This window comes from Williamsia sp. z34, assembly GCF_059553395.1.
In genome coordinates this window covers 261,865-276,704 of sequence record NZ_JCANWW010000003.1, presented here as the reverse complement: position 1 = coordinate 276,704, position 14,840 = coordinate 261,865, and the positions used below count along the sequence as shown (strand labels likewise).

General features: G+C 66.9%; 13 protein-coding genes. 4 read left to right on the top strand and 9 right to left on the bottom strand.

What is annotated here, in order from left to right:
- Positions 1–80: 80 nt before the first annotated feature.
- Entirely contained in the window at positions 81–2,657 is a 2,577-nt protein-coding gene (locus AC51GT_RS10005; RefSeq protein ID WP_496328655.1) for a DUF6049 family protein, read from the bottom strand.
- An 11-nt stretch (positions 2,658–2,668) separates the two neighbouring features.
- Positions 2,669–3,733 carry an NUDIX hydrolase gene (locus AC51GT_RS10000; protein ID WP_496328654.1) on the bottom strand — a complete coding sequence of 355 codons (1,065 nt, stop codon included), beginning with the start codon at positions 3,731–3,733 and terminating at the stop codon, positions 2,669–2,671.
- A gap of 124 nt (positions 3,734–3,857) precedes the next feature.
- Between AC51GT_RS10000 and AC51GT_RS09995 the strand changes: the two genes are divergently transcribed.
- On the top strand, positions 3,858–5,345 hold the full coding sequence (locus tag AC51GT_RS09995) for a CCA tRNA nucleotidyltransferase (RefSeq protein ID WP_496328653.1): 1,488 nt from the start codon (positions 3,858–3,860) through the stop codon (positions 5,343–5,345).
- A gap of 28 nt (positions 5,346–5,373) precedes the next feature.
- On the opposite strand, the gene AC51GT_RS09990 is transcribed toward AC51GT_RS09995, so the two are convergent.
- From AC51GT_RS09990 to AC51GT_RS09980, 3 genes are read right to left on the bottom strand one after another with little or no spacing between them, the layout of a single operon-like run.
- Positions 5,374–6,180, bottom strand: coding sequence for a transglutaminase-like domain-containing protein (locus AC51GT_RS09990; RefSeq protein WP_496328652.1), 807 nt, complete (start codon positions 6,178–6,180; stop codon positions 5,374–5,376).
- Between the two features lie 51 nt (positions 6,181–6,231).
- Positions 6,232–7,155, bottom strand: a complete 924-nt coding sequence (locus AC51GT_RS09985; RefSeq protein WP_496324349.1) for a diacylglycerol kinase — start codon at positions 7,153–7,155, stop codon at positions 6,232–6,234.
- Entirely contained in the window at positions 7,152–8,729 is a 1,578-nt protein-coding gene (locus AC51GT_RS09980) for an FAD-binding oxidoreductase (RefSeq protein WP_496328823.1), read from the bottom strand. The genes AC51GT_RS09985 and AC51GT_RS09980 overlap by 4 nt, the downstream gene beginning before the upstream one ends.
- Positions 8,730–8,791: 62 nt before the next feature.
- Between AC51GT_RS09980 and AC51GT_RS09975 the strand changes: the two genes are divergently transcribed.
- Both AC51GT_RS09975 and AC51GT_RS09970 read left to right on the top strand, forming a co-directional pair.
- Entirely contained in the window at positions 8,792–9,430 is a 639-nt protein-coding gene (locus tag AC51GT_RS09975) for a TetR/AcrR family transcriptional regulator (protein ID WP_496324348.1), read from the top strand.
- A complete protein-coding gene (locus AC51GT_RS09970; protein ID WP_496328651.1) occupies positions 9,427–10,980 on the top strand; it encodes a glycerol-3-phosphate dehydrogenase/oxidase in 1,554 nt (517 codons plus the stop codon). Before AC51GT_RS09975 ends, AC51GT_RS09970 begins: the two co-directional genes overlap by 4 nt.
- On the opposite strand, the gene AC51GT_RS09965 is transcribed toward AC51GT_RS09970, so the two are convergent.
- Positions 10,977–12,068, bottom strand: coding sequence for an aminotransferase class V-fold PLP-dependent enzyme (locus tag AC51GT_RS09965; protein ID WP_496328650.1), 1,092 nt, complete (start codon positions 12,066–12,068; stop codon positions 10,977–10,979). The two genes, AC51GT_RS09970 and AC51GT_RS09965, sit on opposite strands and share 4 nt — an antisense overlap.
- A 99-nt stretch (positions 12,069–12,167) precedes the next feature.
- On the opposite strand from AC51GT_RS09965, the gene AC51GT_RS09960 reads away from it, so the two are divergent.
- Positions 12,168–12,782: a hypothetical protein gene (locus tag AC51GT_RS09960; RefSeq protein ID WP_496328649.1), complete on the top strand. Its 615-nt coding sequence runs from the start codon at positions 12,168–12,170 to the stop codon at positions 12,780–12,782.
- A 69-nt stretch (positions 12,783–12,851) separates the two neighbouring features.
- Here the strand turns inward: AC51GT_RS09960 and AC51GT_RS09955 are convergent, their stop codons facing one another.
- From AC51GT_RS09955 to AC51GT_RS09945, 3 genes are read right to left on the bottom strand one after another with little or no spacing between them, the layout of a single operon-like run.
- Positions 12,852–13,655: a hypothetical protein gene (locus AC51GT_RS09955; protein WP_496324344.1), complete on the bottom strand. Its 804-nt coding sequence runs from the start codon at positions 13,653–13,655 to the stop codon at positions 12,852–12,854.
- Positions 13,652–14,068: a M78 family metallopeptidase domain-containing protein gene (locus AC51GT_RS09950; RefSeq protein WP_496324343.1), complete on the bottom strand. Its 417-nt coding sequence runs from the start codon at positions 14,066–14,068 to the stop codon at positions 13,652–13,654. Before AC51GT_RS09950 ends, AC51GT_RS09955 begins: the two co-directional genes overlap by 4 nt.
- Positions 14,065–14,643, bottom strand: a complete 579-nt coding sequence (locus AC51GT_RS09945) for a hypothetical protein (RefSeq protein WP_496328648.1) — start codon at positions 14,641–14,643, stop codon at positions 14,065–14,067. Before AC51GT_RS09945 ends, AC51GT_RS09950 begins: the two co-directional genes overlap by 4 nt.
- Positions 14,644–14,840 lie beyond the last annotated feature (197 nt).

The window sequence follows — 14,840 nt, the reverse complement described above, 5'->3', positions numbered from 1 at the left end:
CGGCCGAGGAGCCGACCCCCGACCCGGTATCGGTCCGGGCGGCGGGCGGCGCCGGGGCGGCGGAGGTGGTGGCTGATCGGTCATCGGAGATCCCCGTCATGCGGCTCGGGGTTGTGGCCGGGCCGGTGCCCGGGCTCCGGCGAAGCCCACGTGCCGATGGCGCCGCTGTGCAGGGCGCGACTGTCCGCCATCAGACGCTCATGTTCGTCTGGTTCGGGTCGGTCGAGGTCAGCGGGGTCTGGTTCGCCGCGGAATCGGTGCCAGAGCCGTCGGCCGGCGAGGAGCACGAGTAGCACTCCGGCACAGATCGTGATGATGAATAGCGGTTGTCCATATGCGTTGGAATGTACTGACAATTCGATCGGACTACCCAACGGGACACCACTGGATGTGACCAAACCGATCTGGACGGTCATGGATTTGGAGCGGTCGGACCGGGTCGGGATCTGGAGTTGCCGGGTTCCCTGCGCCGGGATCTCGATGGTGCCGAGATTCCCGACCGTCATGTCCGCCGGGGCCGTGATGGAGAGACGGACCCGCATCGCGACGGGGAGATCGTTGCGGATGACCAGCAGCAACGGGCTCCGTTCGGAGGCCAGGGTGAAACGGCCGCCGGGATCGAGGATGCCGACACCACCCCGGATTCCGGCGACGGTGATCGCCACCGCCGAGGTCCGCATCCTGCCTGCCTCCGCGGCGGCCTGCTGGTCCTGCGGTGAGACCGACGCCATCGCCCGGAGCAGATCTTCCCGCAGCGGAGCCATGTATGCCTGCGGCGTGATGGGGACATCGGGCTGCGCGACCATCGATTCCTGGAGATCCCAGGTCTGGGTGGTGTCCGACCCGACGGCGGTGATCGTCTGCACCGACGGACCGGTGATCTCGGTCCCTGTCGGCGCGATCAGGTCGGCCCCGGCCGGTGCGGTGGCGGTGGCCGTGAGGTCGGTACGCACTGCCTCCAATGGTCGCGGGACGGCCAGATTGGACGCGAGCAACTGGGTCATCGTGGACAACACGGCCTTGGCGTCGTCGGCGGTGGCCGACCACGTGGGCGGCGGCATCAGGACCTGCCCCCGGCCGACCGTCTCGGCGATCGGGTCATCGGACCGGGCCCGCCCGAGGGGGGCGGCCGCCGCGGACGATGTCGACGGCGTCAGTGCGGGGAACATCATCGCCCCGAGTGCGGTCTGCCGCCGGCCCTGCTCGCTGCCGCGCAACCAGCCGTCGCGCTGATCGGTCGGGGTGACCTGCGCGGACCGGGGGGTCTGGCCCATCGCGGCCAGCGCACTGGCCATCGCGGGATCGAATGTCTGCACGGCGAGGTCGTTGCCGAGGGGATATTCACCGTGGGTGGAGGTGGGGGTGGTGGTCCGGACCGCGGAGGCGGACAGAAGCGTGCCGACCGCGCCGTTGTCCTTCACCAGGGCGGCGGCCTCGTCGTCGAGAACACCGGAGGTGGGAAGCGTGAGTCCCCGCACGCTCTTCACCTTGAGGATGGTGTCGACGATGTCGGCCGGGGTGGCCAGCGCGGCCTCGGAGAGCCCGGAGTCGTCCACCTGAGCAAGTGCGTTCGTGTCCACGTGGGCGAACGGGGTCGCCACGACGCACATGGTCGGTGCCAGGGCCTGTAACCGGGCCAGCCAGGACTTGGCGACCTCCGATCCGGTGCCCTCGAACGCGGGTCCGGTCGGATCGCCGGGGTCGGTGCTGACCAGGTAGGGGCCGGTCATGGCCTGGACGCTGACGAGCAGATCGGGGTCGACGGCCAGGCACAGGCTCTGGGTGAGCGGGGTGTTGGCCTCTTGCTCGTGGGTCTGCTCCATCGCGGCCAGGAGGGTGTCGAGTCGTCCACCGGGCTCGAGCGACCGGCGTAATCCGTTGTCCATCAGCCGGACGGTTTCGTCGCCGCCGCCGGTCACGCCCGGCGCAAGTGAGGCGGGTGCGGCGATCGGCCACAGCAGCGTCAGTCCCACCGGCTGGGAGGTGTCCGGGGCGATGGACCCGTCCGGGGCCACGGGGAGCTCCCTGGACAGGGTGGAGTCGGAGCCGGCAGAACCCTGGGTCTGTGCGCGGGTCTCGTCGTCGGGCAGACCCATCACCGGCAACAGGGTTCGGGAGTCGTCGAGTCTGGCCGCATCGCCGTACTCGGGCGTGCCGTTGACGTTGATCAGGATCGGATAGACGCCGGGCGTGTCGATGTCGAGGCTGGGCCGGCCGGAATCGTCCGCCGACAACGGCATCCGCAGGGTGAACGGTACGGATTCGCCGGGTTCGAGCTCACCGGTCACATCGACGAAGTTGCCGACGATCTCGAAACTGTTCGGATCGTCGGCCAGCGAGTCCCCGAGTCCGGCGCTGGTGGTGATCACGTCACCGCGCTGCATGCGCATCGCGATGTTGCGCACCGGGCGGTCACCGATGTTGTCCAGCGTGCCGCGCGCGGTGACGGTGCCGGTGCTGGTCGTCGAGACCGTCGACGGGTCGATCGACTCCAGGGAGATCTGCAGGAACCGGTCGGACGTATCCCGCACATCGCCGGGCGCCGCGAGTGCCGCGGGGGCCGGCGACACCGCCACCAGCAGTATCGCGCCCAGGATGATCAGGAGTCGCCGGACAACCAGGAACCGCCGCAGGCGGACGTTCCCCCGTTCCCCCATCGAACCGCCCTTCACGTGGCTTCTGATGGGCCGGAGTCGCCGATCGGGTGGTGCGTGGTCGATCCCCCGCCTTTACCCGTCGAACCGTCGCCGCCACGCCCGGAACCGCGTCGACCGCGCCGTCGGCGCCGTCGGGGCTTCTGGACCGGCGCCGGGGGCTCGTTACGTTTCTGGTTGCGCGCTGCGGCGGCCTTCTCATAGGCGTTGGGTTCGCTGCGGGTGCCCAGGGCCTCGGATTCGGCCATCCGATCGGGATCGGCGGTCAGTTCGGCGATGACGTCTTCCGCCACGCGGGCCAGGCGCCGCTCGTCGGAGTACGTGAGCCGGCGGGGCAGGTCGGCCAGCGGCACCCAGGCCACCTCGGCGACCTCGTAGTCGGCGTCGGACAGCTCACCCCCGGTGAACCGCATCAGATAGTGGTGCACCGTCTTGTGGATACGTTTGCCCTCGCTGACGAACCAGTAGTCGATCTTGCCCAGGGGCGCGACGACGTTGCCCTCGATGCCGGTCTCCTCGGCGACCTCGCGGATGGCGGTCTGCTCGGCGGTCTCACCGGTTTCGATGTGGCCCTTGGGCAACGACCACATCATGCGGCCACGGCGGTCGACCCGGCCGATCAGAGCTGCACACCGTTCGTCGTCGGGACCGTCGAGACCGGAGACCATCAGGCCACCGGCCGAGGTCTCCCGGACGGTACGCAACCGTTGCTTCGCAAGGTTCGCCGGAACCTTCGTGGGCAACTTCGATTTGCCGACGTCCGAGGGCTTGACCTGCGCGGTCCGACCCTCCAGGGCCTTGGTGCCCGCGACACCGGTCGATTCGCTGCGGGCGGCGTCGACGGTGTTGTCGACCGGACGGGACGGCTTGCGCCGCCGACCGCGACGCGAGCGGCGGGAGGATCCGCCGGCCGCCGGCTTGTCGGCCGTCGGCGCGTCGTTGGGCGCCGGTGAATCGGACACCGCTGCGGGTGGCCGGGGATCGGTGGCCTGACCAGCGCCGCCCCCGCGGCGACTGCCGCGCCGACGCCGAGGACGCCGGGTGACGTCCCTACTCGGCTCTGTGGGTTCGGCTGACACTCAATAGATGCTAGTCGTCGGTAACCGGCTGTTTCCGCCAGCGTGGCCGATCAGGCCCCGAACTCACACCTGGTGGTGGCCCGTGAACTCCTCGGCCCCTCCCGCTCGACTAGTCTGGCGTTTCGTGACAACTCCCCCTTCTGCCGACGATTCCTCTGCCGCCGATTCCGCAGGCGCAGAGGAACGACGCACGCGGCTCCTGGCCGCTGCCGCGGTGTCGCTGCGGGAGCTCTCCGACGTCCTCGATCCGCTCGGCGCCAAATTCGCCGCCGCCGGATTCCAGCTCTACCTGGTCGGCGGCTCGGTGCGCGACGCCGTCCTCGGACGTCTGACGAACGATCTGGATTTCACCACCGATGCCCGTCCGCAGGATGTGCAGGAATTGCTGCGCGGCTGGGCCGAGGCGATCTGGGACACCGGTATCGACTTCGGGACGATCAGCGCGGCCAAGTCCGGGCACCAGATCGAGATCACCACGTTCCGTGCCGACAGCTACGACCGGGTCGGCCGCAATCCGCAGGTCCGGTTCGGGGACACGCTCGAAGACGATCTGGTGCGTCGGGACTTCTCGATGAACGCGATGGCGGTGAAGATCGGGGCGGATGGCAGCCAGGAGTTCGTCGATCCACTCGGTGGCCTCGAGTCGTTGCTCGCCGGTGTCATCGACACCCCCGCCGCCCCCGAGGACTCCTTCAACGACGATCCCCTGCGCATGTTGCGGGCGGTGCGGTTCGTGTCCCAGCTGGGTTTCTCCCTGAGCCCGCGGGTGTTCGAGGCGATCACGACGATGGCCGACCAGATCAACCGGATCACCGTCGAACGGGTCGCCGCCGAATTGGACAAGCTGATCCTCGGCGAGCACGCGGTCGAAGGGATCGACATGCTCTGCGAGACGGGTCTGGCGCAGCGGGTGATCCCGGAGATCCCGGCGATGAAGCTCGCGATCGACGAACACCATCAGCACAAGGACGTCTACACCCACTCGTTGACGGTGCTGGCCCAGGCGATGGACCTCGAAGACGGCGATCCCGATCTGGTGTTGCGGTGGGCCGCCATCCTGCACGACATCGGGAAACCGGACACCCGCAGGCATGAGCCCAACGGCGGAGTCAGCTTCCACCACCACGAGGTGGTCGGTGCGAAGATGGTCCGCAGGCGGCTGCGTGCACTGAAGTATCCGAAGGCCGTGATCGAGGACATCGCGAATCTGGTGTTCCTGCATCTGCGGTTCCACGGTTACGGCGACAGCCAGTGGACCGATTCCGCGGTCCGCCGATACGTCACCGACGCCGGTGACCTACTCCCCCGCCTGAACAAACTGGTTCGCGCCGACTGCACCACCCGCAACAAACGCCGGGCCCGCCGGCTGCAGCAGAACTACGACAACCTCGAAGAGCGGATCGCCAAGATCGCCGAGCAGGAGGATCTGGCGCGGGTGCGCCCCGACCTCGACGGCAACGCGATCATGGAATTGCTCGGTCTGCCGCCCGGCCCCCAGGTCGGTAAGGCCTGGCGCTACCTCAAGGAACTCCGGCTCGATCGTGGCCCGATGTCCCATGAGGAGGCCGAGCAGGCCTTGCGCCGGTGGTGGGCGGAACAGCAGCAGGGCTAGGCCCGCCCGGCGGTCCCGGCGGGGATGGTCAGGTGATCGAGATCAGGTCACCGATGTCGTCGGAGGGGAGCGCGCCGTCGACCACCGCGGTCACCGACGCATAGTTCAAAGTGATTGCGCCACCATGGTTGTCGAGGAATGCGGTGTCGGCGGCATCGCGCCCGGTGGAGATCCGCACGAGGGTCTGACGGGGCGCGAGGCAGGTCGCATCGACCACCCGCCATTGCCCGTCGACGAGTGCTTCGGCAACGGCGTGGAAGTCCATCGGGTCACACCCGGGTGCATAGACGGCGACGAGCCGGGCCGGCACGTTCAGCGCACGAAGGGCTGCGACGACGAGATGTGAGTAGTCCCGGCACACGCCGGCCCCGGCGAGCAGGGTGTCGGTGGCCCCGTCGGTCGGACCGCTGGCGCCGGGTGTGTAGTCGAGGTGGTTGCCCACCCAGGCCGCAACGGTTTCGAGGAGTTTGGCCGGTTCGGCGCTGGTATCGAATTGCTTTGCGGCCCAACCGAAGAACTTGTCGGCCTCGGAGTACCGACTGGGCCGCAGATAAAGCGACCGGTCGTAGTCGGTGGCCGTGGCGGGTGCGGTGTTGCCGACGACGGTGGCCTTGTACGCGACCTTCAGTTTGCCGACACCGGCATGCAGCAGATGGATCCGGTTGCCGTGGGGTCCGGCGACCTCCCGGGCCTCCACGGGCTGTCCGTCGAGAAGGAATGACAGGGTTTCGGACACCTCGGCGCCCGGATGTGGTGCCACGGCGATCTGGAACTCGAGGTCGGTCTCGCCGGTGATGTCGACGTCGAGATGGGCTGATACATCGCGCTTTTGCACGCAGAACTCCTGTGTTGATCAATGCGGAACCTGGATCGGACAGGAGAACTCTCATACACCCCCGGGTGCTGCCGACGAGAGAAACGATACCGCACCCCGGCGGACTTCGATGGTTGCCGGTAGTTCACCGATCCGGTCCCCGTCGGCGTAGATCGGTGTCCGCCTCGAACTGGTGAGCTCGATGCTCTTCCCCCGCAGCTGCTCCACCTCTTTGCGGTGAATATGCTTGCCGCTGTAGATCGTTGGGAACAACCCCATCAGTTTCAGGCGGGACCCGTGATGCACCAGGGTGATGTCCAGTTCGCCGTCGTCGATGACGGCCGACGGAGTGATCTGCATCCCACCGCCGTAGGTTGCGGTGTTCCCCACCGATGCCAGTACCAGATCTCGGTCCAGAGCCTGGCCGTCCACGGTGATCCGATACGGAAACGGCTTCATCCGGGACAGCTCGATCAGGGCCGCAATCGGGTATCGCAGTTGGCCTTTCGGCCAGGACAGGGTGTTGGCCCGTTCGGTGACCAGGGCGTCGAGACCGCTGGCCGCGACGGTGCCGAACGCGTGGACGCTGCCATCGGACAGCGTGATCGTGGCGGTGTCGCAGATCCGGCGGGCACCGCGAGAGATGATCGCGGCCGCTGCGGCAGGATCATCGGTCGGTATACCCAGTGTCCGGGCCGTGTCGTTACCGGTGCCGGCCGGCATCAGACCGATGGGTACGGCGTCTGCACCCGCCTCGTACGCGGCCTGCAACGCCAGTCGGATCGTCCCATCTCCCCCGACGACCACCAGGGCGTCATGTTCAGGGGACCGCACCCCGCGGGCGAACTCGAGGGCTTCGTCGGCGCTCGACCCGGTCAGTGCGGTGACCTCGAGTCCGGTCGCCACCAGTGCTTTGACGGCGGCGGCGACCGCCGCACCGGCAAGGCCGTGACGTGCGGCCGGATTGATGAGCGCGGCAACTCGACGGATGGTCATGGAATGAGTTTGCCCGGGTTCAGGATCCCGGTGGGATCGAGTGTGGATTTGACCGCACGCAAGACCCGGGCGCCGACGTCACCGATCTCATCCGCCAGCCAGGGACGGTGGTCGGTACCCACGGCGTGGTGGTGGCTGATCGTGCCTCCCGCCTGCACGATCGATTCGGTGACAACCGCTTTGACGGCCGACCATTCGGTGACCGGGTCGTCGCCGCAGCGGTAGACGACCGTGAAGTAGAGCGAGGCGCCGGTCGGATAGGTGTGGGAGATGTGGCAGAGCACCAGCGCGGGGGAGCCGGACAGCCCGATGGCCTCGGTCAGGCCACGGGTGACAGCGGTCTTGAGCGCGGTCAGGTTCGACCAGGTGGTGGCCGTCTCCAGCGTCTCGCAACCGACCCCGATGTCCAGCAGGGCGTCTCGTAGATAGGGGGTGTTGAAGCGGCCGTGTTCCCAGGCCTGTGCCCGGTCGGCGCCGAGTGAGGTGCCACCGGCCTCGGCGAACAACAGTCCGGTCAACTCCTGCCGAGCTCGGGCCACCGGCTCGGTTCCCTCGAAGGTGGTGACCGCCAGGCAGCCACCGGAGACGCCATCGGTGTCGGCGCCGATCTTGTCCGGGCTGGTCAGGTTCACTCCGGTTTCCGCCTCGTCGGACAACCGCATGACGGTGGGCCCGACACCCTGCTGTGCCACGGCCCGCAAAGCCGCTGCGCCGGAGCTGAAGTCGGTGAAATGCCAGGCGTCGTGGAGGGTCACCGGCGCGATGCGGCGCACGCGCAGGGCGACCGCGGTGATCACACCGAGGGTGCCTTCTGAGCCGAGGAACAGCTGGCGCAGATCGGGTCCGGCGGCGGTCTTCGGAGCCCCACCCAAGTCGACGATGCCGGTGGGTGTGACCACTCGCAGGCCGGTGACCATGTCATCGAACCGGCCGTATCCGGCAGAGGCCTGTCCTGATGAGCGGGTCGCCGCGAACCCGCCGATGGTGGCGAACTGGAAGCTCTGGGGGAAATGGCCGAGGGTGAATCCGTGTGCAGCCAAGAGCTTCTCGGCCTGTGGGCCGGTGACGCCGGCGCCCAGCACCGCTTCGCCGGAGATGGTGTCGATCGACAGGAGTTGATCGAAACGCCGAAGATCGAGGCTGACCGCCGCCCGCAACGAACCGGCCTGCGGGTCGAGGCCACCGACCACGCTGGTGCCACCACCGAACGGCACCACCGCGATCCGGGAGGTGGCGCACCAGCCGAGGAGATCGACGACCTCCTGTTCGGTGGCAGGTTCGAGCACCGCATCCGGTGCGTCCTGACTGCGGGTCCTGCGGCGCAGGAGGTCAAGGGTCGACTTCCCGCCGGCACGGGTCAGTCGATCGCCGTCAGCCGTCGACACCGCACCGACGATGCCGCGTAGGGCCTGCAGGTCCGCGTCGGTGAGGCGGATCGGTGAGAGTTCGATGTCGGTGGCCGCCGGAGCCGGGACCCGGTCGCCGGTCACGCCGAGCACCTGTGAGAGCAGGCCCCGGATCGCGTCGGAGAGGTCGGTGGCGGCCTCTGCAGACCCCCAGCCGTCCCAGCGCATCGGGGGCAGTGGCAGGGAATGCTGAGGAAAATCGGCTGTCATGAGTTACAGTTTTACATAACATGTCACTCCGTAACGATAAATCGGCCCTGGTTGGACACCTCGATGACCGGACGTCGGACCCGGTGGCCTCAGCGATGGGCGACAACATCACCGACCGGGTGCTCGACGCGACCCGGACGGTGCTCGTTCGTGCCGAGGGACGCAAGATCACCCTGGCGGAGGTGGCGCGGGAAGCCGGCGTCAGCCGGCCGACCGTCTATCGCCGGTGGCCGGACGTGCGAACGCTGACCACCGACCTCGTCACCCGGGAGCTGATCGGCACGATCGCCGACATCCCGGCACGCGGCGACACGCTCGATGACAAGGTTGATCGCCTGGTGGCCGTCGCCGAGGCGATCCGCGACAACGATCTCCTCGAAATGCTCTGGCGCGAACCCTCCACCGCGCTGGCGCCCTACGTCTTCGTCAGGCTCGGGCGCAGCCAGCACGCCGCCCTGGCGATCTTGCAGCGTGCGATCGCCGACGGTCAGCGTCGCGGCGACGTCCGCGACGGGGCCCCCGAGGAGATGGCCGCGATGGTGTTGTTGATCTGCCAGTCGGCCATCCAGTCGCACGCGATCGTGCAGCCGATCCTGGCCGATCGGTGGACCGTGGAATTGCGGTACGCGCTGTACTCGTACCTGCGCGTGCAGTCGTGACCTTCGAACAGTTCTCGGCCGGAGCACTCAACGCGGCATCTCGCCGTGCGAGCCTGGATCGATTACGTTCACGGACAACACCTTTGGATGTCCTGGTGATCGGCGGGGGCGTCACCGGAGCCGGCGTCGCATTGGATGCCGCAGGCCGCGGCCTGTCGGTCGCGCTCGTCGAGGCACATGACCTGGCTTTCGGCACCAGTCGCTGGAGCAGCAAGTTGATCCACGGCGGTCTGAGGTATCTGGCGAGCCTTGACGTGTCGATCGCTCAGGAGTCGGCGCTCGAGCGGCACCGGATCATGACGGTGATCGCCCCGCATCTGGTTGGCTCACTGCCGCAGGTGATCCCGGTCTTCGACGGCAGTCCGGTGAAGGGGACGCTGGCCGCACGGTTGGGGATGTTGGCCGGGGATGTGTTGCGGCACAACGCCAAGACGCCCACCGCAGTGCTGGCGCGGTCACGGCGGGTGTCCGCGGACGAGGCCACGGCCCTGTGTCCGGCGATCCGTACCGACGGGCTGCGAGGTGCGGTGGTGGCCCATGACGGACAGCTCATCGACGATGCCCGGTTCGTGGTGACCCTGGCCAGAACCGCTGCGGCCCATGGCGCGATCATCAGCACCTATACCCGTGCCACCGATGTCACCGGGCGGGGTGCGACCCTGACCGATGTCCGGACCGGTACCTCGTTCGGGGTCCGGGCGCACGCCGTCATCAACGCGACCGGTGTCTGGGCCGGCGAGGTCGACGAGAGCGTCAAGCTGCGGCCGAGCCGGGGAACCCATCTGGTGGTCGATTCTGCAGCGCTGGGCAATCCGACCGGCGCACTCACGGTTCCGTTGGGCGAGAGCATCAGCCGGTATGTGTTCGCATTGCCGCAGCAGCTCGGTCGCACCTATATCGGATTGACCGACGAGGATGCACCCGGTCCCATCCCGGACGAGCCGAAGCCGACCGATGCCGAGATCAGGCTGCTGCTCGAGACCATCAACAAGGCGCTGGCACGTCCACTGACCATCGACGATGTCCGCGGAGTGTTCTCCGGGTTGCGTCCACTGGTCGACGAGGTGGATCACGGTGTGCCGCTCAGTACGGCGGACCTCTCGCGCAAACACCTTGTGGCGGTGAGGGACGACGGTCTGATCACAGTCGTGGGCGGCAAGCTCACCACATACCGTGCGATGGCCGAGCAGGCCGTCGACGAGGCCGTCGGTCGGTCGGGTCTGGTCGCCCGGCCGTGCCCTACCACTGAGCTGCCGCTGATCGGGGCGACCGGAACACCGGACCGCTCAGATCTGCCGAGTTCGCTGATCGCCCGTTTCGGTGCGGAGGCCGCTCACGTGCTGGAGGTCGCCCGGGTATCGGATCCGGCGGCGCCGATCGCACCCGGAATCGATGTGACCCGGGCCGAGATCGAGTTCGCCATCACACACGAAGGTGCCCTCACGGTGGATGACATCCTGGCCCGCCGGACCCGGATCTCCTTGGTACAGAAGGACGCCGACCTGGCGCGGGCCGCGGTCAGCGACATGATGGACCAGACGCCGGACTAGTAACCCATCCCGCGGAGTTCACCGGCCAGCAGGTCGAGATGGGACCGCTGGACGTCGAGGTGTGGGCTGATCCGCAGAACCGACTGCTCCGAATTCAGTGGCGCCCGCCACGAGTCGGCGCACGTCACCAGGATTCCGATCGATCGCAGTTTGTCGCGCGCGGCCAACACATCCGACGGGCCCCAGCCCGGTGGCGGTGCCAGGGTGACGATCGCCGAGGGTTCGTCGATCGGTTCGAGCACCTCCCAGCTGCCGATGCCGTGCAGACGCTCACGGGTGAAGCGGCCGATGGCGGCCAGTTCACGGTTGACCCGCTCGGGTCCGAAACTCTGCAGTTCCTGGATCGCCACGCCGAGGCCGAGACGGCCGGCGACAAAGGCCTCCGAACTCTCGATCTCCACCGGACGCACGGAATTCGAACGGACGGCGAGGAATCCGACGCCGCGTGGGCCGGCGAGCCACTTGCGGCTGGTGCCGTAGACGACGTCGGCACCGGATGCGCAATCGCGCTGGCCGAATGACTGTGCGACGTCGACGACGACGGGCACACCGGCGACCCGGGCGAGTTCGACGATCTTGCCGACCGGCTGGACGACACCGCTCTGTGAGCCGATATGGCAGATGTGGATGAAGTCGGGCTGGTCGAACTGCAGCATGTTCTCGAGCGCGTCGGTGTCGACATGTCCGTACACATCCCCGGAAGGGATGGTGTGGACGGCGTAGCCACGCCGTTCGAATTCGTCGAGGTTGGGGCCGAACTCGTTCTTGGCCACCCAGACGGTCGCGGATATCGGGAGGTTCCAGTAGGTGAGCAGCGCGCGCAACGCGGCCTTCGCCGATTCGCGGAACGCGAGTTCATGGGCCTGGTGTCCGACGAGCGCGGCGATGTCGTGACGGCACCGGTCCAGGGCCTCGCTCATCTGTTCCTGCGCGACATAGGCGCCGCGTTCGGATTCACGCCACAGGTGCGCGGTGATCGTCTCGATGACCTTGGTGGAGGAGCGTGACGCCGCCGCGGAATCGAGATGGATGCTCATCGGCTCGGTACGACCGCGATGCCACAGATCGCCGAGCTCGCTCACATACATCCGAAGATCCTCCTCGACGCCGGGACATGGTGTGCATCACACGCTACCGCTTCCGGACGATCGGGAACCGGTGCACGGGTCCAGTCCGTCCAAGTACCCATGGAGCCGGTCATCGAGTACGTCTTTGGCATCGGCGACGGATCGACCACCACGTGGACGTCGCCGGCCGGTGTGGTGCTCGGTGGGGGTGCGGCAGATGCGATTCCACTCGATTTCGATGGGGACGGCAGAGTCGACGACGTGTTGTGGGACCGCAACGGTGACGGTCGGGCCGATCTCAGCGGTCTCGACCTCGACGACGACGGTGCGGTCGACAATTGGTTCTCGGACAACGGCTCTGGCGTATGGGGGCATCCAGAGCCCGATCCGCGGGGCAGCAATCCGACCGCCGGCCCCCAGGTCGCGGTCCCGGAGCCCACGGACATCCATCTCACCTGGACCTCGCTGGACGGAGCGCAGCAGACCGCGACCGCAGAGACCGATCCCGGGGGTTCGCGGGCGCTGGTCGATTTCGTCGGCGACGGGGAGGCCGCCGACCTGCTCTACGACCGCGACGACGACGGCCGCGGCGAGATCGTGGTGGTGCGCTCGGGCGGGCGCGTGTATTTCGATACCGACGGAGATCAAGCGTTCGACCAGTTGTTCGTCGACCATGATCTCGACGGGACGGCCGACGCGGTGATGTTGCCGGACCAGCCCGGGTTCGGACCCTGATAACTCAGATTGTGCAATGCAACCGAAGGCCGGCTGTCCCGAAGTCGGACAACCGCATGCAGCGCGACGTCAGGCGGCCTTGTTGTGGTGCCGTAGTCGTCTGTCTTCGATCGCGCGTGCGTTCCGGTAGATCCGCCCGTTTTGCCATGCGGAATAGGACGCGGTCATCCCCAGTAGCAGCGCCCCCATCACGCAGAACGCCAACGCCAGGAATCCGAGGGTCACGCTGACCGGGCTGTTCTCGGCGATGTCGATGCCGCCGATCCAGATCGTCGCGGTGACGATGATCTTCCAGATCGCCCAGAGCACACCGCAAATACCGCCGATCCCGACGATGTAACGCAGGGGCCCGAGCTCGGACCGGACCACTGTCCACCCGAAATAGCCGGCCGGGAATCCGATCCAGACCGCGAATATCACCTGATACACCGCCACCTGGTACATGTGGCCGTACTCGGAGAGGAAGTTTGCCGATGGTGCGAGCGTGCTGTGGACGAGCGACAGGTTGAGCACTGCTATCGACCCTGCCGCGGCCACCACGAGCAGCACTATCCGCTGGTTGAGATCGGAATCGCTGTGGATGTCGGCGTCCGGGTTGGCGTTGCCGCGGCGGATCGCCATCAGGGTGGCGACCAGTGCGCAGCCCGCGATCACGGCCGAAGTGGCCCCCCAGATGCGTTCGGAGGTGTTCAACACCTCGCGGACACCGTGCTCGGGAACCAGGGAGGTGTAGGTCTCCCCGGTCAGGCAATAAAAACCGACACATACGCCGAAGGCGGTGGTCGCAGTTTGGCGGTACAGGGCCCCTCGGACGGCGAGCATCGCTCCCAGGGCGACCCCAATCCAGGCGAGGGCGCCCAGAGCTTGACTCATGCGACTATGCCAACAGCTCCGAACGCTGCAGTCAAAGCGCGGTTGTTGCGGGGTTCGCTACCCCGGCCTTCGGCGAGCGTGCCGACGGTGGTGGCAAATGCCTCGGCTTGCGCTTCACGACGTGCGTTCTGATCGCAACCTTCGTGACCGGCCAATAGATGCCAGGCCTCGTGAGCCGCAATGTGGATTCGGTGCGCATCAGAGACGTTGGCAGGAGAAACGATGATCGCGGTCCCACGGCTGGTCCGCAATGCGGCGCCGGTGATCTCGCCGGAGTCGAAAGACTCCGACGTGATGCACCGGACCTCGCATTCCAGTTGCTCGCCGAGACGGGATTCGAAATCGTCCCAGTCCCATCCACTCATCGGCGTGATGGCCGCGGCGAGGCGGAACATCTTCTGCCGGGTCATCATTGTCCGACGCTCTTCTCGGCTTCGAGGACCCGACTCACCTCTCGCAGTAGGGAGGCGAGTTCGGCCCGCCCGGTCGACGACAACTGATCGGCGCGGAGACCGGCTACCTGAAGTCCTGTTTCCTCGATCGCAGCCTGCACCTCTTGACCGAGAGTGCGGGGGCTGAACGAGAAATGTTCTTTCGAGACCCCGAAAAATGAACAGATGGCGTCGCGTACCGCGCCGTCCACCTTCATTACGCGGCCCTTGCGGATCCGCCATACAAATTGCCGATCGATGTTACGACCTGTTTCGGCCGTCACCCAGTCGGCAATCTCTGCATTTGCAGTGCGCGACCCACCTGGCCAGCGAGTAGCACAGAGCCTATTGAGTTCAATGGCGAACTCAGATACCTCGTCACGATTGCGCATGCGCCAATAGTGCCAGGTGATTCCCGGTTTTGTCGCCTTGATCAGGCTAATTGCCGATATTTTCTCCTCACTCCACCGGGCAAGTTGTATCCCGACGTCTACGCCCGCGGATAGATCATGGCGCTGACCTGCATAAACGATCAGACCCCGACGTCGTTTCGGCATTCTTTCGCAAAGGTTACGATCAATGTTCGTAAATCGGTGTCGGACTGGCGGATATGTCGCTGACCACCACAGACAACCCATTTATGGGGTAGTGCGCGAGGGGTTCGGCTGGAGCGACCGCCGAGTCGACGAATCCCCTGGCTCGGGAGCGGAAACAATTCGGGACCCGTGACGGCATATTTCGCGAGCCGAACATT